This window comes from Sphingomonas sp. KR3-1 (assembly GCF_040049295.1).
Classification (GTDB): Bacteria; Pseudomonadota; Alphaproteobacteria; order Sphingomonadales; family Sphingomonadaceae; genus Sphingomonas.
The window spans coordinates 437,848-452,972 of record NZ_JBDZDQ010000003.1; the positions used below are offsets into that span (position 1 = coordinate 437,848).

The 15,125-nt window shown below is 66.9% G+C and carries 21 protein-coding genes; 3 read left to right on the plus strand and 18 right to left on the minus strand.

Annotation, left to right across the window (positions count from 1 at the left end):
* Window positions 1-2 precede the first annotated feature (2 nt).
* From ABLE38_RS18010 to thiE, 15 genes are all read right to left on the minus strand, one after another.
* Window positions 3-680: a hypothetical protein gene (locus ABLE38_RS18010; protein ID WP_348975625.1), complete on the minus strand. Its 678-nt coding sequence runs from the start codon at window positions 678-680 to the stop codon at window positions 3-5.
* Window positions 677-1,975, minus strand: coding sequence for an NADH-quinone oxidoreductase subunit NuoF (nuoF, locus tag ABLE38_RS18015; protein WP_348975626.1), 1,299 nt, complete (start codon window positions 1,973-1,975; stop codon window positions 677-679). Before nuoF ends, ABLE38_RS18010 begins: the two co-directional genes overlap by 4 nt.
* Window positions 1,976-2,149, minus strand: a complete 174-nt coding sequence (locus tag ABLE38_RS18020) for a hypothetical protein (protein ID WP_348975627.1) — start codon at window positions 2,147-2,149, stop codon at window positions 1,976-1,978. It abuts the gene before it with no gap.
* A complete protein-coding gene (locus ABLE38_RS18025; protein WP_348975628.1) occupies window positions 2,149-2,817 on the minus strand; it encodes an NAD(P)H-dependent oxidoreductase subunit E in 669 nt (222 codons plus the stop codon). Before ABLE38_RS18025 ends, ABLE38_RS18020 begins: the two co-directional genes overlap by 1 nt.
* Window positions 2,810-3,025, minus strand: coding sequence for a hypothetical protein (locus ABLE38_RS18030; protein WP_348975629.1), 216 nt, complete (start codon window positions 3,023-3,025; stop codon window positions 2,810-2,812). The genes ABLE38_RS18025 and ABLE38_RS18030 overlap by 8 nt, the downstream gene beginning before the upstream one ends.
* A complete protein-coding gene (locus ABLE38_RS18035) occupies window positions 3,022-3,360 on the minus strand; it encodes a nuclear transport factor 2 family protein (RefSeq protein WP_348975630.1) in 339 nt (112 codons plus the stop codon). The genes ABLE38_RS18030 and ABLE38_RS18035 overlap by 4 nt, the downstream gene beginning before the upstream one ends.
* A complete protein-coding gene (locus ABLE38_RS18040; RefSeq protein ID WP_348975631.1) occupies window positions 3,357-4,592 on the minus strand; it encodes an NADH-quinone oxidoreductase subunit D in 1,236 nt (411 codons plus the stop codon). Before ABLE38_RS18040 ends, ABLE38_RS18035 begins: the two co-directional genes overlap by 4 nt.
* Window positions 4,592-5,503, minus strand: coding sequence for an NADH-quinone oxidoreductase subunit C (locus tag ABLE38_RS18045; RefSeq protein WP_348975847.1), 912 nt, complete (start codon window positions 5,501-5,503; stop codon window positions 4,592-4,594). Before ABLE38_RS18045 ends, ABLE38_RS18040 begins: the two co-directional genes overlap by 1 nt.
* A gap of 5 nt (window positions 5,504-5,508) precedes the next feature.
* Complete coding sequence (locus tag ABLE38_RS18050) at window positions 5,509-6,084, minus strand: NADH-quinone oxidoreductase subunit B (RefSeq protein WP_180140815.1); 576 nt, start codon at window positions 6,082-6,084, stop codon at window positions 5,509-5,511.
* The gene (ndhC, locus tag ABLE38_RS18055; RefSeq protein WP_348975632.1) at window positions 6,075-6,464 is read right to left on the minus strand and encodes an NADH-quinone oxidoreductase subunit A; all 390 of its coding nucleotides are present in this window, start codon (window positions 6,462-6,464) and stop codon (window positions 6,075-6,077) included. Before ndhC ends, ABLE38_RS18050 begins: the two co-directional genes overlap by 10 nt.
* Before the next feature lie 183 nt (window positions 6,465-6,647).
* Entirely contained in the window at window positions 6,648-7,463 is an 816-nt protein-coding gene (locus ABLE38_RS18060; protein ID WP_348975633.1) for an inositol monophosphatase family protein, read from the minus strand.
* 160 nt (window positions 7,464-7,623) lie between these two features.
* On the minus strand, window positions 7,624-8,187 hold the full coding sequence (efp, locus tag ABLE38_RS18065) for an elongation factor P (protein WP_348975634.1): 564 nt from the start codon (window positions 8,185-8,187) through the stop codon (window positions 7,624-7,626).
* 104 nt (window positions 8,188-8,291) lie between these two features.
* Window positions 8,292-8,924 carry a M23 family metallopeptidase gene (locus ABLE38_RS18070; protein ID WP_348975635.1) on the minus strand — a complete coding sequence of 211 codons (633 nt, stop codon included), beginning with the start codon at window positions 8,922-8,924 and terminating at the stop codon, window positions 8,292-8,294.
* Between the two features lie 5 nt (window positions 8,925-8,929).
* Window positions 8,930-9,883, minus strand: coding sequence for a L,D-transpeptidase (locus ABLE38_RS18075; protein ID WP_348975848.1), 954 nt, complete (start codon window positions 9,881-9,883; stop codon window positions 8,930-8,932).
* Window positions 9,884-10,000: 117 nt separating this feature from the next.
* Window positions 10,001-10,687, minus strand: coding sequence for a thiamine phosphate synthase (gene thiE / locus ABLE38_RS18080; protein ID WP_348975636.1), 687 nt, complete (start codon window positions 10,685-10,687; stop codon window positions 10,001-10,003).
* Between the two features lie 108 nt (window positions 10,688-10,795).
* On the opposite strand from thiE, the gene ABLE38_RS18085 reads away from it, so the two are divergent.
* Entirely contained in the window at window positions 10,796-11,284 is a 489-nt protein-coding gene (locus tag ABLE38_RS18085) for a DUF805 domain-containing protein (RefSeq protein WP_348975637.1), read from the plus strand.
* On the opposite strand, the gene ABLE38_RS18090 is transcribed toward ABLE38_RS18085, so the two are convergent.
* Genes ABLE38_RS18090 through ABLE38_RS18100 form a run of 3 tightly spaced genes read right to left on the minus strand, consistent with a single transcriptional unit; the run spans window position 11,281 to window position 13,243 of the window.
* Window positions 11,281-11,946: an O-methyltransferase gene (locus ABLE38_RS18090; protein ID WP_348975638.1), complete on the minus strand. Its 666-nt coding sequence runs from the start codon at window positions 11,944-11,946 to the stop codon at window positions 11,281-11,283. The genes ABLE38_RS18085 and ABLE38_RS18090 overlap by 4 nt on opposite strands.
* Window positions 11,943-12,290 carry an antibiotic biosynthesis monooxygenase family protein gene (locus ABLE38_RS18095; protein WP_348975849.1) on the minus strand — a complete coding sequence of 116 codons (348 nt, stop codon included), beginning with the start codon at window positions 12,288-12,290 and terminating at the stop codon, window positions 11,943-11,945. The genes ABLE38_RS18090 and ABLE38_RS18095 overlap by 4 nt, the downstream gene beginning before the upstream one ends.
* A 38-nt stretch (window positions 12,291-12,328) precedes the next feature.
* Window positions 12,329-13,243, minus strand: a complete 915-nt coding sequence (locus ABLE38_RS18100) for a class I fructose-bisphosphate aldolase (RefSeq protein WP_348975639.1) — start codon at window positions 13,241-13,243, stop codon at window positions 12,329-12,331.
* 131 nt (window positions 13,244-13,374) lie between these two features.
* Here ABLE38_RS18100 and ABLE38_RS18105 point away from each other — a divergent pair, with 131 nt between their 5' ends.
* Entirely contained in the window at window positions 13,375-14,559 is a 1,185-nt protein-coding gene (locus ABLE38_RS18105) for an MFS transporter (RefSeq protein WP_348975640.1), read from the plus strand.
* Window positions 14,560-14,612: 53 nt separating this feature from the next.
* Entirely contained in the window at window positions 14,613-15,119 is a 507-nt protein-coding gene (locus ABLE38_RS18110) for a TlpA disulfide reductase family protein (RefSeq protein ID WP_348975641.1), read from the plus strand.
* Window positions 15,120-15,125 lie beyond the last annotated feature (6 nt).

Here is a 15,125-nt window from a genome sequence, read left to right on the forward strand (position 1 = left end):
CCTTAGTGCCCCTTCGTCGCGTCGGGGCGACCTTGCTTGTACAGGGCTTCGGCAGCCCAACCATGGATCGCCGTGCCGCTGATATCGACTCGTCCCTTGCCCCGCGCACAGCCATTGAGTGCAGGCGAAAGCGCGCGCGCAGCCTCCCGCTCGGTCGACGACAGCCGCTTGGCGCGCACCAGGCGATCGGCCGAAGCCGGATCCTGCGCCACAGCGCAACGCACCACCGCATAGCCGGCAGGCTCGGTGTCGGACGCCGTGAAGGTCGAGCGCATCAGCGGCCTCCCGGCCGTATCGAGATAGGCCCGCTCCGCGATCGCGCCGCGCACCGCCCGATAGGGAAAGGTCATCTGCCGCTGCGTGCCGGACAGCTCGCTGACCGCCTGCGTCAGGCTCGTCTGGCCGAGGCTGACCTGAGCCGCCAGCTGCCGCCCCTCGAGCGAGGCGCCGAAGTTGACGCACTTGCCCTGCTTCCGAAGCAGCAGCTCGATCTGGCTCCGCTCGCCATCGCCGTCGGGCGCGGTGTCGAGCACCATCAGCGTCTCGCGCGGCGCCGCTCGCATGGCGCAGCGCGCGAAATCGGCCAGGATCTTTTCGCCGTCCAGATTGGGCTTCTTCTGCGCCAGTGCCGGCGTTGCGCAGCACAGCGCCAGGCTGGCCGATAGCAGCAGCCGCTTCATTCCGCCGCCTCCTGCATACCGTTGCCGGTCTGGCGCTCGTTGATGCGGCGCTCGAGCTCAGGGCGGAAATGGCGGATCAGGCCCTGGATCGGCCATGCCGCGGCATCGCCGAGCGCGCAGATCGTGTGGCCTTCGACCTGCTTGGTGAGCTGCTGGAGCGTGTCGATCTCGCTGATGTCGGCGTCGCCGGTGCGCAGCCGCTCCATCACGCGCCACATCCAGCCGGTGCCCTCGCGGCACGGCGTGCACTGGCCGCAGCTCTCATGCTTGTAGAAGTAGGACAGGCGCGAGATCGCGCGGACGACGTCGGTCGACTTGTCCATCACGATCACCGCGGCGGTGCCCAGGCCCGAACCGACGGCGCGCAGGCCGTCAAAGTCCATCGCCACGTCCATGATCTGCGCCGCCGGCACCAGCGGCACCGAGGAGCCGCCCGGGATCACCGCAAGCAGATTGTCCCAGCCGCCGCGGATGCCACCGCAATGCTTTTCGATCAGCTCGCGGAACGGGATCGACATGGCCTCTTCGACCACGCACGGCTTGTTCACATGGCCCGAGATCTGGAAGAGCTTGGTGCCGCGGTTGTTCTCGTTGCCGAAGCTGGCGAACCATTCGGGCGAGCGGCGCAGGATCGTCGGGACGACCGCGATCGACTCGACATTGTTCACCGTGGTCGGGCAGCCATAGAGGCCCGCGCCCGCCGGGAATGGCGGCTTCAGGCGAGGCTGGCCCTTCTTGCCTTCGAGGCTCTCGAGCATCGCGGTCTCTTCGCCGCAAATGTATGCGCCCGCACCGCGGTGGACGAAGACGTCGAAGTCATAGCCCGAATTGCAGGCGTTCTTGCCGAGCAGGCCGGCGTCATACGCCTCCTTCACGGCGGCGAAGAGCGTCTCCGCCTCGCGGATATATTCGCCGCGGATGTAGATGTACGCCGCGCGCGCGCGCATCGCGAAGCCGGCGATCAGTGCGCCTTCGATCAGCTTGTGCGGATCGTGGCGGATGATCTCGCGGTCCTTGCACGAGCCGGGCTCGGACTCGTCGGCGTTGATCACCAGGAAGTTCGGGCGATCCGGACGCGGCTCCTTGGGCATGAAGCTCCACTTGGTGCCGGTCGGGAAACCGGCGCCGCCACGGCCGCGCAGGCCGGAGGCCTTGATCTTGTCGATGATGACGTCCTGGCCGAGCGTCATCAGCTCCTTGGTCTTGTCCCAATCGCCGCGCTTCTGGGCAGCCGGCAGGTTCCACGGCTGGAAGCCGTAGACATTGGTGAAGATGCGGTCCTTATCCGCGAGCATCTATCGGCCCTTCCCGACCATGTTCTGGATCAGAATGTACGCGAGCACGGCGATGCCGAGCACGATCGCGATACCGACCAGCTTGAAAGCGATCTTGAGCACCCAGCCGAGCACGACGATGCCGCCGATGATCGCTAGGATGACGAAGACGAGGTTCTTGGTCTCCGGCTTCATCACCATTCCCCCCGGTAATCGTGATTTTCGGTTTCCATCGCCGCCAGGTTGGTCGGCTCTCCGACCGGCTCGACCGTGTGGCGGCCGGGCTCCTGCGTGCCGGTCTTGGGGCTCTCGCCCTTGGCCAGCGCGTCGAGGATCGTCAGCGTGCGATCGAAGTCGAGGTCCTCGTAATTGTCGTCGTTGATCTGCACCATCGGCGCAGACGAGCAATTGCCCATGCACTCGACCTCGGTCAGCGTGAACAGCCCGTCCTCGGTGGTGTGACCCTTCTTGAGCCCACGCGACTTGCACGCGGCCATCACGTCGTCCGAGCCGCGCAGCATGCACGGCGTCGTGCCGCAGACCTGCACGTGATAGCGGCCGACCGGCACCAGGTTGAACATGGTGTAGAAGGTCGCGACCTCGAAGATGCGGATGTACGGCACGCCAAGCTCGCGCGCGACGAACTCGATCACCGGGATCGGCAGCCAGCCCTGCGTGTTGGTCTCCGCGCCGACCTGGCGCTGGGCCAGGTCGAGATAGGGGATGCTGCACGAGAGCTGCCGGCCCGCCGGGTAGCGGCCCATGATCTCCTGCGCCTTCACGGCATTTTCCGCCGTCCAGGCGAAATTGCCCCAGCGCGCGCGGGTTTCCGCTTCGTTGGGAAGTTCGGGTGCGTCAGCCATTCTTCTTCTCGTTTGCGCAGGCGCTGTTGCGGCGGCGGCTTGCGATGAAGATCGGGATCATCGCGGTGTAGATCGGGATAAACGCCAGGAAGCCGGCATTGCCTTGATGCGGGTGCGCGCCCGGGAACCGGACGATCAGCACCAGGATCAGGCCGGCGGTCATCACGGTGAAGGCGATCGCGAGCAGGGTCAGGGCACGCCGGTTCATCGGATGAACTCCACACGATCGACCAGGCCATCCGCGAAGGAGTAGACCGACATCACCTCGAACGGATCGCTCTCGGGCGAGCGGGCGACCTTCTCGTGGAGGACCACGGTCTCGCCCAGCGCATAGCTGCCCAGGATGTCGGCGCGGTTCTGCGGGAACTCGGCGAACATCGCCTTCAGCCCCGAGCGCACGCCTTCCTTGCCCTCGCGCATCACCGCGCCGCGATAGCCCGCCTCGCAGGCTCCGTCGGTCATCAGCGACACGTACGCGTCGGCATCCTGCGCGTTGTAATGCGCGATCATCTCGTGCGCGATCGCGATGCGGGCCTCGCTCACCGGTCGCACTCGCCGAACACGATGTCGAGCGCGCCCAGGATTGCTGTGATGTCGGCGAGCATATGGCCGCGCGACATGAAGTCCATCGCCTGGAGGTGGCTGAACGCGGTCGGGCGGATCTTGCAGCGATACGGCTTGTTGCTGCCGTCCGAGACCAGATAGACGCCGAACTCGCCCTTCGGGCTCTCGGTGGCGACATACACTTCGCCGGCGGGCACGTGATAGCCTTCGCTGAACAGCTTGAAGTGGTGGATCAGCGCTTCCATCGACTGCTTCATCTCGCCGCGGCGCGGCGGCGCGACCTTGCGGTCGAGCGTGAGCACCGGACCCTCCGGCATCTGCTGGAGGCACTGCTTCATGATGCGCGCGGACTGGTAGACTTCCTCGACGCGGACCATGAACCGGTCATAGCAGTCGCCGCGGGTGCCGACGGGGATGTCGAACTCGACCCGGTCGTACACGTCGTAGGGCTGCGACTTGCGGATATCCCAGGGGATGCCCGCGCCGCGGATCATCGGGCCGGAGAAGCCCCAGGCCACGGCGTCCTCGCGACTGACGATCGCGATGTCGACGTTGCGCTGCTTGAAGATGCGGTTCTCGGCGACCAGGCTGATCGCGTCACCGAACAGGCGCGGCAGGCGCGTGTCGAGCCATTCCGCGATGTCGGTCAGCAGCTTGAGCGGCACGTCCTGGCGGACGCCGCCGACGCGGAACCAGTTCGAGTGCATGCGGGCGCCCGACGCGCGCTCCAGGAAGTTCATGCAGTCTTCGCGGATTTCGAACATCCACAGGTTCGGCGTCATCGCGCCGACGTCCATCACGTGCGAACCGAGGTTCAGCATGTGATTGCAGATGCGAGTCAGCTCGGCAAAGAACACTCGCAGATACTGGCCGCGCAGCGGAACCTCGAGGTCGAGCAGCTTCTCGACCGCCAGCACATAGCTGTATTCCATGCCGAGCGGCGAGCAATAGTCGAGCCGGTCGAAATAGGGCAGCGCCTGGGTGTAGGTCTTGTACTCGATCAGCTTCTCGGTGCCGCGGTGGAGCAGGCCGACATGCGGATCGATGCGCTCGATGATCTCGCCGTCCAGCTCGGTCACCAGGCGCAGCACGCCGTGCGCCGCCGGGTGCTGCGGGCCGAAGTTGATCGTGTAGTTCGCGATCTCGGTGTCACCCTTGGTCGGCTTGCCGCCGTCGGTGACGCCTTCGATCTCGTCGAGATATTCAGCCATTACGCTTCACCCTCCGGCGCCTTCTTGACGCGCGGCTTGCGGGGTTTCTTGACCAGGTCCGGATTGGCCGGCGCAGGGCCGTCGTCCGGGCCCGCCTTGCCGGCGCCGGTGTCGGCGGTGCCGTCGCTGGTCTTGGGCTTGGTCACCTTCGCCCTGGTCGGCTTGGCTGCCGGGGCCGGCTTGGCGATCTCGTCCGCGGTCAGCGGCGTCGGCGCGCCCTTGGCCTCGGGCTGCGGTGCAGCGGCGGGGGCCGGTGCGGGCGCAGGCGTCGGAGCGGGAGCCGGTGCCGCCGGAGCAGCCGCCTTCTCGTCGCCCGGCAGCACGTATTTCGCACCTTCCCAGGGGCTCATGAAGTCGAAGTTGCGGAAGTCCTGCGCCAGCGTGACCGGCTCATAGACCACGCGCTTCGCTTCTTCCGAGTAACGCAGCTCGACGAACCCGGTGAGCGGGAAGTCCTTGCGCTGCGGGTGCCCGACAAAGCCATAGTCGGTCAGGATGCGGCGCAGGTCGGTGTTGCCCGAGAACAGCACGCCGTACATGTCGTACACTTCGCGCTCGAGCCAGCCCGCGACCGGCCACACGCCGGTGACCGAGGGAACCGGCTTTTCCTCGTCGGTGACCGCCTTGACCTTGATGCGGTGGTTCCGCGTCAGGCTGAGCAGGCAATAGACCACCTCGAACCGCTCCGCGCGGTCCGGATAGTCGACGCCGGCGATCTCCATCAGCTGCTGGAACTCGAGGCCGGGCGTGTCGCGCAGCAGCTTCATCCCCTCGACCACGCGGGCGCGGTCGAGCGTCAGGTTGACTTCGCCGACCTTGTCCTCGGCATGGACCAGGATGTCACCGAGCGCGGCCGTAGCCGCCTCGATCACGCCGTCGTTCGAGGCATAGCGCGGCGCGGAGGTCTTCACGACGCTCATCGCTCGATCGTCCCGACGCGGCGGATCTTACGCTGGAGCTGCATGATCCCGTAGAGCAGCGCCTCGGCGGTCGGCGGGCAGCCCGGGACATAGATGTCCACCGGCACGATCCGGTCGCAGCCGCGCACGACGCTGTAGCTGTAGTGGTAATAGCCGCCGCCATTGGCGCAGCTGCCCATCGAGATGACGTATTTCGGCTCCGACATCTGGTCATAGACCTTGCGTAGCGCCGGGGCCATCTTGTTGCACAGCGTGCCCGCAACGATCATCACGTCGGACTGGCGCGGCGATGCGCGCGGCGCGGCGCCGAAGCGCTCCATGTCGTAGCGCGGCATGTTGACGTGGATCATCTCGACCGCGCAGCACGCCAGGCCGAAGGTCATCCACCACAGCGAACCGGTGCGGGCCCACTGGAAAAGCTCCTCGGTCGACGTGACCAGGAAGCCCTTGTCGCCGATCTCGGCATTGATGTCGTTGAGGAAGCCGACGTCCGGCAGCGTGCCGGGAGGCGGTGCGCCGATCAGGCCGCTGCCAGGCAGGGGCGACGACGACGGGCTGAGTTCTACTCCCATTCGAGCGCTCCCTTCTTCCAGGCGTAGACGAGGCCGAGCAGCAGCTCGGCGATGAAGACCATCATCGAGATCCAGGCAGTCCAGCTGGCGGCCACGGTGCCCATTTTGAACACCGAGACAGCCCAGGGATACAGGAACGCCGCTTCGAGGTCGAAGACGATGAACAGGATCGCGACGAGGTAGAAGCGCACGTCGAACTGACTGCGCGAATCCTCGAATGCCGGGAAGCCGCACTCATACTCGCTGAGCTTGGCCTCGGTCGGCTTGTGCGATCCGGTCAGGCGGCTGACCAGCATCGGCAGGAAAACGAACGCGCTGGAAAGCGCGAGGGCGACCCCGAGGAACAACAGGATCGGCAGATATTGTGACAGATCGACCAAGGGCCTTCTCTTCTCGCGGATGCGGAATCTGAGGGTGGCTTTAGGACGATGAACCGAGTGCGGCAAGGCCCGTAACCCCTGAGAATCACTCGCAATAACGGGGTGACACGCGCGCGACGGAAAACCCCGCAAAGCTGCAGGGGAAACCGTTGGAAAACCGCAATTTAATGCCTCAGGCGCGCCTTAGCGCAGCGAATTGGCGACCAGCTTGTGCAGCTTGGAATGCAGCACGTCGTTCGCCGCCAGATACTGGTTGCGCTCGCGCGACATGTCCTGGCCGCGATAATCGGTCACGAAGCCGCCGGCCTCACGGATCAGCAGCATGCCCGCCGCCACGTCCCAGGGCTTGAGGTTCGATTCCCAGAACCCGTCGAAGCGGCCTGCAGCGACCCAGGCGAGATCGAGCGCGGCCGAGCCGAGGCGACGAATGCCGGCAACCTCCGGCGCCACGGCGCCGAAGATCCGGCTCCACTCGGCGAAGTCGCCATGACCCATGAACGGAATTCCAGTGGCGATCAGCGCCTCGTCGAGGTCGCGGCGCGCCGAGACTCGCAGGCGCTGGCCCTGCAGCCAGGCGCCGCGGCCCTTCTCGGCCCAGAAGCTCTCGTCGGTGAGCGGCTGGTAGATATAGCCGTGCGTCACCTCGGGCTTGCCCTGGCTACCGCGCGGATCCTCGACGGCGATCGAGATGCAGAAATGCGGGACGCCGTGGAGGAAGTTGGTGGTGCCGTCGAGCGGATCGATGATCCAGCGCGGCTTGTCCGGATCGCCCGCGATCTCGCCGCGCTCCTCGACCAGGAAGCCCCAGTCCGGGCGCGCCTTCTGGAGCTCCTCGATCAGCGTGTCCTCGGCGCGCTTGTCGGCGAGGCTGACGAAGTCCGCCGGACCCTTGCGGCTGACCTGGAGGTGCTGGACCTCGTTGAAGTCGCGGCGCAGGCGCGGGCCGGCCTTGCGGCAGGCGCGCTCCAGAACGGTGATGAGGCCGGAATGCGAAACCATTAAACAACTCCAGCCCCTCCCCTTCCGGGGAGGAGTTAGGGGTGGGGTAGCGGCGGCGGGGCCCGATGCCCCGGCGCTGCTATTCGGGGTGAACGCGTGACGCTCGCTGCGCTCGCGATCCACCCCAACCCCTCCCTTGAAAGGGAGGGGCTAAGTGAAATCAATCTGCGCGGCGGACGTAGGTCTGCTCGTACACGTCGACCACGATGCGCGTGCCCGAGGCGATGTGCGGCGGCACGAGGATGCGCACGCCATTGTCGAGCACCGCCGGCTTGTACGAAGACGAGGCCGTCTGGCCCTTAACCACGGCATCAGCCTCGACGATCGTCGCTTCGATCGTGTCGGGCAGCTGCACGCTGATCGGCTCTTCGTCGTAGAGCTCCATCACCACGTCCATGCCGTCCTGCAGGAAGGCAGCCGCGTCGCCGAGCAGGTCGCGCGGCAGCGTGGTCTGGTCGTAGGTTTCCTTGTCCATGAAGGTCAGGATGTCGCCGTCGGCGAACAGGAACTGGAAGTCCTTGGTGTCGAGGCGCACGCGCTCCACGGTTTCCGCCGAGCGGAAGCGGACGTTGTTCTTGCGGCCGTCGCGCAGGTTCTTCATCTCGACCTGCATGTACGCACCGCCCTTGCCGGGCTGCGTATGCTGGATCTTCACGGCACGCCAGATGCCGCCTTCATATTCGATGATATTGCCGGGACGGATGTCCACGCCGCTGATCTTCATGGTCGAGACCCTGGAACTTGAGAAAGAGCTGAACGCGCGCCTTTAGCCGCGCGTCGCCGGTTCGGCAAGCGTCGCGTCGAGACGCCCTTGCCCCGCCGCTCTCGTCACTTCAGGTCCTTCAGCAGCGGATAGGGATTGACGTTCTGCCCCTGCCACCAGCCTTCGCCCGGCTGCATGAGCTTGATCTCGAAATGGAGATGCGGCGCCGCGCCCGCCGCGCTGCCGGTGTTGCCGACGGTGGCGATCCGCTCACCCTGACGCACCGCCTGTTTCTCGACGACCAGATAGGTGTCGAGATGCGCGTAATAGTGGATCGTTCCGCCATCGCGGGTGCGGACATAGATGGTGTGGCCGCCATTCACGCTCTCGAAGATCTTCTCGACCGTACCCGAGGCGGCGGCGAGCACCGGCGTGCCCCTGGCGGCCATGATGTCGATCGCGTGGTGTTCGCGCGCGCCATTGCCGCGACTCTGACCCCAGGTGTCGCTGAGCTGGCGCGCGGTCACTCCTTCGACCGGAATGATCAGCTGCACGCTGTCGTTGGTCGCAGCGGACGGCACGGCGTGCGCCTGGAGTACTGCCGGCGCCTGGCTGGCCGCCGCGGGAACCTCGCTGACCGGCGCAGGCGCCGTTGCCGGGCCGTTCACCGTGACCCGCACCAGCGACAGGAACCCCGCGACCAGCAGCGCCAGCAGCACCGCCATCCCCCAGCCGAGCCGTTTCGCCCAGAGGACCATCGCGCCTACTCCTGGAAGACCGCCTGGGTGCCCGGCTTCACCATCAGCGCGAGCCGGGCCGCGTCCCAGTTGGTGAGGCGTATGCAGCCATGGCTCTCGGTCCGGCCGATCAGCTGCGGCTCGGGCGTGCCGTGAATACCGTAATGCTCCTTCGACAGGTCGAGCCACACCACCCCCACCGGACCGTTCGGTCCCGGCGGCAGCATCGCCGGGTCGCTGTCCTTCTTGGCATCCCAGAACAGCTTGGGGTTGTAGTGGAACTTGGGATTGGTGTCCGCACCGTTGATCTTCCAGGTACCGATCGGCAGCGGATCATGCTCGCTGCCCATCGTCGCGCTGAACTGGGCGACCAGGCGGTCCTGCTTGTCGAACACCTTGAGCACCTTCTCGCTCTTGTCGACGACGATGTGATCGGCCTCGGGCACCTTGGCCTCGACGTTCAGGTCGTTGAGCGTCTGGCGCCATTCGGGCTTGATGCTGGCGGGATAGTCGCGCGAGGCGGGCAGCGCGTTGGGGAAGACGAACTCCGCCCCCGCCCTGATCGCGCCGCCGCCCGGATTGAGCTCCACCAGCACTTCCGGCGTGGTGTGGAACATCTCGGCCAGCTTCTCGAGCGGGCGGGTATAGGCGAGCGAAGGCAGCTTGGCCTGCAGCTCGGGATCCTTGGGTATCGGATTGACGTACGGCCCCTTGAGCGTGCCCGCGTCGAGCGTGAGCTTGCGCACCGGGCGCAGCGAGGCATAGGGCGAAAGCGCCCGCAACGTCGCACGATCGAGCTTGCCGCTGGTCTCCAGCCCCTGCGAGGTCTGGAAGCCCTTCAGCGCCGCGGTGAGCGACTGCCCCTCGCGCCCGTCGAGAATGCCCGGCGAGAAGCCGAGATGATCGAGGATCACCTGCGCGTGGAGGATCGTATAGTCGATCGGCGGCTTGCCGGAAGTTCCCGGCTGTGCGCCGGCAATGGGACCGAACGAGGCACAAGCGAGGCAGGCTGCAAATCCGAGAAATTTCCGCACCAAATCAAGCTCCTGCAGACTATGTTCCGCAAGAACAACGGCTGGAACTCGGTGTTGGTTGCCTTAGGCGAGCACTGCGGCGAAGGCCTTCACCGCAGCTTCCTCGTCCCCGCCCCACACGGCGTTCGAGACCGTGAGGAAGTCGGCGCCCGCCTTCACCAGCGGTGCGGCATTGGCCGGCGTGATCCCGCCGATCGCAACGCAGGGAATCTCGAACAGCGCCGACCACCAGCTGAGGATCACCGGCTCGGGGCGAAATTCGGTGTCCTTGGTGCTGGTCGGGTAGAAGGCGCCGAACGCGACATAGTCGGCCCCGGCCTCGCCCGCTTCCATCGCCAGATGGCGGCTGTTATGGCAGGTCACGCCGATCTGGGCCTGGGGGCCGAGCTCGGAGCGGGCTTCGCGCGGGTCGCCATCGCCCTGCCCCAGATGCACGCCGTCCGCGCCCAGGCGCTTGGCCAGGCTGACGCTGTCATTGACCAGGAACGCCACATCGGCGTCGGCGCAGATCTTCTGCAGCGGCTCGGCCAGCCGCGCCGCCTCGTGCTGGTCGACGCCCTTCACGCGGAACTGGAACGCCGCCACCGGTCCGGCGCCGAGCGCGCGCTTCAGCCGCTCGGGGAACGCGCCGGTCACATCGAGCGGCGAGATCAGGTAGAGCTGGCACGGCGGACGGCGCAGGTCGCGCACGAACTGGTCGGCGAAATTGGGGTCGAGCGGCGGCAGGCCATCATCATCGAAGTCGGTCATCCTGGCTGCCTTAGCGGCATCCGCGCGAACGCACCATAACGGCGATGCGATACTGGCGCGAAAGGCGATGCTCGGGCATTATCGCAGCGAATGGCGGAGGGGGGACGCATGTTCGGAATGTTCAAATGGCCGATCTGCCGTGCTGGCCGGGGCGCGATGTTCCTGTGGCTGGTGCTCGGAAGCGTCGGGTTCGGCGTGATCAAGTTCGTGGCGTTCCAGCAGATCGATCTCATGATCCAGCTCGGCTTTCGCTTCGATGCGCTGAGCCGGTACACGCGCTTCCCGCTCTGGTATATTGCGCTCGAATGCGCCTTCGACATCGCGCTCGTCTTTGTCGCGATCGCGCGGCTGCACGACATCGGCAAGCCGGCCTGGTGGCTGGCGGCGCTGGTCGGGATTGCGGGGCTCGCCGCGGTCCCCGGGCTCGGTTTCCTCATTCTGGTAGCGCTGGTGCTGTGGCTGGCGCTGCTGTTCTGGCCCGGCACCTTCGGCCCCAACGCCTATGGCGCGCATCCGCTCGGCTGGGAATCGCGTGCGCAATATGAAGCGCAGATGCAGGCGCTGCGCGATCACGTTCCGCCGGGCAAGACCTCCTAGGCCAGCACCCGCGCCAGCAGGAACCCGTCCCACCCCTTGGCGCCCACGGTCTGGATCGCGGTCGCATCGAGCCGCGGCTCCTTCGACACGGCATCGAACAGCGCCTGGGTGCCGAGCACGCTGGGATCGGTGCTCGCCGTGTCGAGGATCCTGCCGTCGCGGACCACATTGTCGACCACGATCAGGCTGCCCGGGCGCGTGAGCATCAGCGCGGCCTGGAGATAGGCGACATTGCTGGGCTTGTCGGCATCGATGAACACCAGGTCGAACGGCGCCTCGTCCGCCGCCACCATCGCGCCCAGGCTGTGCACCGCCGGGCCGACGCGCACCTCGCAACGCTCGTCCAGGCCGGCGCGCGCGAGGTTGGCCCGCGCGACCGCGGCATAATGCGGCTCGAGCTCGAGCGTCACCAGCTGGCCGTCTTCAGGCAGCGCGCGGCCGAGCCAGATCGTCGAATAGCCGCCCAGCGTGCCCACTTCGAGGATACGCCGTGCCCCGACCATCCGGGCGTACAGCTGGAGCATCTTGCCCTGCGCCGCCGACACGTCGATCGGCGGCAGTCCCTCGGCGGCATTATGGTCGAGCGCCGCCGCCAGCGCCGCGTCCTCCGCGATCAGATGCGCGCCGATATAGGCATCGACGATCGCCGAGGCAGCGCTCATCCCGGGATGCCCATGCCGGCCACGGGCCGCGTCTCGACATGCATGTCGAACCCCGCGATCAGCGGCCGGCCCTTGGCGATCGCTTCCTGCACGGCGGGCAGCTTGAGCGAGGCGGCGTGGTCGTCCTTGGTCTTCCACACCTCGGTGATCCAGATGCCGTCGGCATCCTGCACATCCTCGGCGACCAGATAGGCGAGGCAGCCCGGCATGTCGGCCGTGCCGGCGCCCAGCAGCGCCACCAGCTCGGCGCGCTTGCCCGGCTGCGCCTTGATCTTGCCGATCAGGCCATAGAGCGCGACTTCTTCCATGCGGAACTCCCCAGCAAGCGCCGGCCCGCCGAGCATCGCGAGGGCAAGCCCCGCCAGGACGGGCCGGCGGCCGATCATTCCTCGTTCTTGTAGATGCGGACGAGCTTGTCGAGCATCGCCAGCGCCTCGTCGCGCGGGCGCTGGAAGGTGTTGCGGCCGATGATCGAGCCGTTGCCGCCGCCGTCGCGGATGTCGCGCGCATCCTGGTAGACCGCATCGGCGCCCTTGGCCGCGCCACCCGAGAAGACCACCACGCGGCGGCCGGCATAGCAGCTCTGCACGACATGCTTCACGCGGGTCGCCTGGTTCGACCAGTCGGTGCCGGCATAGACCTTCTTGGCCTCTTCCTGCTCGATATGGTCGCCCGGCAGCTTCACCTTGATGATGTGCGCGCCGAGCATCGCCGCCATGTGCGCGGCATAGGCGCCGACGTCGAGCGCCAGCTCGCCCGACTTGGGCAGCTTGCCGCCGCGCGGATAGGACCAGATCACCGTGGCGATGCCGACCGAGGCGGCCTGGGCGCGCATCTCCTTGATCTCCTCCATCATCTCGAACACGTCGTCCGAGCCGGGATAGATGGTGAAGCCGATCGCCGAGCAGCCGAGCCGCAGCGCATCGTCGACGCCGCCGGTCACCGCCTGGTTCGCCGCGGTCGCCCAGCTGTTCGAGCTGTTGACCTTGAGGATCGTCGGGATCTGGCCGGCAAAGGTGTCGGCGCCCGCCTCGATCATGCCGAGCGGCGCGGCATAGGCGCTGAGGCCCGCATCGATCGCCAGCTGGTAATGGTAATGCGGGTCATAGGCCGCCGGGTTCACCGCGAAGCTGCGCGCCGGGCCGTGCTCGAAGCCCTGGTCGACGGGCAGGATGATCATCTTGCCCGTGCCGCCCAGGCGGCCCTGCATCAGGATGCGGGCGAGGTTCGCCTTTACGCCGGGATTATCGGACTCGTAGTTCGCGAGAATGGCTTTGACGGCCGGGGTGATCGACATTTTTGTCCCCTGATTCGTGTAGTGCAGCACCGCCCCTATCGACCCGTTCCGCAGGCGTGAAGGCTGACAACGCTGCCACCGATCACCCATTTGCGCTTGCCTTTGCTGCGGTGCAGCGCTTGAGCGGACGGATGAGCGAACCCGACACGCATGATCTCGGCCCCGGCCTCACGCTTCTGATGGCCGCAGCCTGTGGGCTGATGGTCGCCAATCTCTATTATGCGCAGACGCTGATCGACGCGATCGGGCCCGATATCGGCCTGTCGGCGGGGCTCGCCGGCGCGATCGTGACGCTCACCCAGCTCGGCTATGGCATCGGGCTGGCGCTGATCGTGCCGCTGTCGGACCTGTACGAGAACAAGCGGCTGATCCTGCTTGCAACCGCCGGCGCGATCCTGGGCAATCTCGGCATCGCCTTCGCCAAGGGGCCGGAGATCTTCCTCGCCGCCTCGCTGCTCACCGGCGTGTGCTCGGTCGGCGCGCAGATCCTGGTGCCGATGGCGGCGCATCTCAGCAGCGAGCAGCGCCAGGGCCGCACGATCGGCCTGGTGATGAGCGGGCTGCTCACCGGCATCATGCTCTCGCGCCCCTTCGCCAGCTTCGTGGCCGAGGTCGCCGGCTGGCGCGCGGTGTTCCTGCTCTCCGCCGGGATCATGGCGATGACCGGCGCGGCGTTGCTGTTCTGGCTCCCGCGCCGCCAGCCGCGGACCGGTCTCCACTATCGCGCGATCCTCGCCTCGCTGGTCGAGCTCCTGCGCAAGCATAGCCAGCTCCGCCTGCGCGCGATCTACCAGTCGCTGCTGTTCCTTGCCTTCAACCTGTTCTGGACCGCCGCGCCGCTGGTGCTGATCCACCGCTTCCATCTCGGGCACGGCGGCGTCGCGCTGTTCGCGCTGGCGGGCGCCGGCGGCGCGCTGGCCGCGCCGATCGCCGGGCAGCTGGCCGACAAGGGCAAGGCGAAGCTCACCACGGCCTGCGCGCTGGCGCTGCTCGCGCTGTCCTTCCTCGCGGCGGACTGGGTGGTGGCGCTGGGCAGCGTGATCGCCTTCGCGGTCACCGCGGTGCTGATCGACGCGGCGGTGCAGCTCAACCAGATCTCGGGCCAGCGGATCATCTTCAGCCTCGATCCGCATGCGCGCGGCCGGATCAACGCGATCTACATGACGATCATGTTCGTGGTCGGCGCGCTCGGCTCGCTGGTCGGCTCGGCGAGCTACGCGACGGGCGGCTGGCCGCTCGCCGCGCTGATCGGCGCCGGCATCGGCGCGCTGCTTCTCGCCATTTTCGTGCTTTTTGATCGCCGCGCCCCGGCTTGACGCTGTCCCCCCGCCCGCGACAGGATGCGCCGGGGCACAAGGGGGACAGGATCATGAGAAGCGGCATCTTCGCACTGGCGGCACTGGCCCTGCTCGGCGCGGCACCTGCGCCGAAGCCGCTGCCGATGTTCGCCTCGGTCAAGGTCGGCCAGCCCGCCCCGCCCTTCACGCTGCGGCTGATCAAGGGCGGCAAGGTCTCGCTCGACGAGCTGCGCGGCAACGTCATCGTGCTCAACTTCTGGGCGACCTGGTGCGTGCCGTGCCGCAAGGAGCTGCCGACGCTCGACACCTATTACAAGCTGCGCAAGGACGCAGGCCTGCGCGTCTACGCGGTCACCACCGAGGATTCGGTGCCTGCCTTCAAGCTCAAGGGGCTGTTCGACGTGATGACCATCGAGCCGGTCCGCGCGATCAAGGGCCCCTATGACGTGCTCGACAACGGCGTGCCGACCAACATCGTGATCGATCGCAAGGGCGTGGTCCGCTACGCCAAGGCCGGCGCGTTCGATCTCGACGACTTGAACGCGACACTGATCCCGCTGCTCAACGAACGGCCCTGATCCGCC

What these genes read in the sequence shown, in the direction of transcription:
- ABLE38_RS18025 (WP_348975628.1), bottom strand. Translation starts at nt 2,817, where the DNA reads ATGGCTGACGCACCCGAACTTCCCAACGAAGCGGAAACCCGCGCGCGC.
- nuoF (WP_348975626.1), bottom strand. Translation starts at nt 1,975, where the DNA reads ATGCTCGCGGATAAGGACCGCATCTTCACCAATGTCTACGGCTTCCAG.
- ABLE38_RS18095 (WP_348975849.1), bottom strand. Translation starts at nt 12,290, where the DNA reads ATGCTCGGCGGGCCGGCGCTTGCTGGGGAGTTCCGCATGGAAGAAGTC.
- thiE (WP_348975636.1), bottom strand. Translation starts at nt 10,687, where the DNA reads ATGACCGACTTCGATGATGATGGCCTGCCGCCGCTCGACCCCAATTTC.
- ABLE38_RS18030 (WP_348975629.1), bottom strand. Translation starts at nt 3,025, where the DNA reads ATGAACCGGCGTGCCCTGACCCTGCTCGCGATCGCCTTCACCGTGATG.
- ABLE38_RS18085 (WP_348975637.1), top strand. Translation starts at nt 10,796, where the DNA reads ATGTTCGGAATGTTCAAATGGCCGATCTGCCGTGCTGGCCGGGGCGCG.
- ABLE38_RS18020 (WP_348975627.1), bottom strand. Translation starts at nt 2,149, where the DNA reads ATGAAGCCGGAGACCAAGAACCTCGTCTTCGTCATCCTAGCGATCATC.
- ABLE38_RS18110 (WP_348975641.1), top strand. Translation starts at nt 14,613, where the DNA reads ATGAGAAGCGGCATCTTCGCACTGGCGGCACTGGCCCTGCTCGGCGCG.
- ABLE38_RS18070 (WP_348975635.1), bottom strand. Translation starts at nt 8,924, where the DNA reads ATGGTCCTCTGGGCGAAACGGCTCGGCTGGGGGATGGCGGTGCTGCTG.
- ABLE38_RS18040 (WP_348975631.1), bottom strand. Translation starts at nt 4,592, where the DNA reads ATGGCTGAATATCTCGACGAGATCGAAGGCGTCACCGACGGCGGCAAG.
- ABLE38_RS18100 (WP_348975639.1), bottom strand. Translation starts at nt 13,243, where the DNA reads ATGTCGATCACCCCGGCCGTCAAAGCCATTCTCGCGAACTACGAGTCC.
- ABLE38_RS18050 (WP_180140815.1), bottom strand. Translation starts at nt 6,084, where the DNA reads ATGGGAGTAGAACTCAGCCCGTCGTCGTCGCCCCTGCCTGGCAGCGGC.
- ABLE38_RS18105 (WP_348975640.1), top strand. Translation starts at nt 13,375, where the DNA reads ATGAGCGAACCCGACACGCATGATCTCGGCCCCGGCCTCACGCTTCTG.
- ABLE38_RS18010 (WP_348975625.1), bottom strand. Translation starts at nt 680, where the DNA reads ATGAAGCGGCTGCTGCTATCGGCCAGCCTGGCGCTGTGCTGCGCAACG.
- ABLE38_RS18060 (WP_348975633.1), bottom strand. Translation starts at nt 7,463, where the DNA reads ATGGTTTCGCATTCCGGCCTCATCACCGTTCTGGAGCGCGCCTGCCGC.
- efp (WP_348975634.1), bottom strand. Translation starts at nt 8,187, where the DNA reads ATGAAGATCAGCGGCGTGGACATCCGTCCCGGCAATATCATCGAATAT.
- ABLE38_RS18090 (WP_348975638.1), bottom strand. Translation starts at nt 11,946, where the DNA reads ATGAGCGCTGCCTCGGCGATCGTCGATGCCTATATCGGCGCGCATCTG.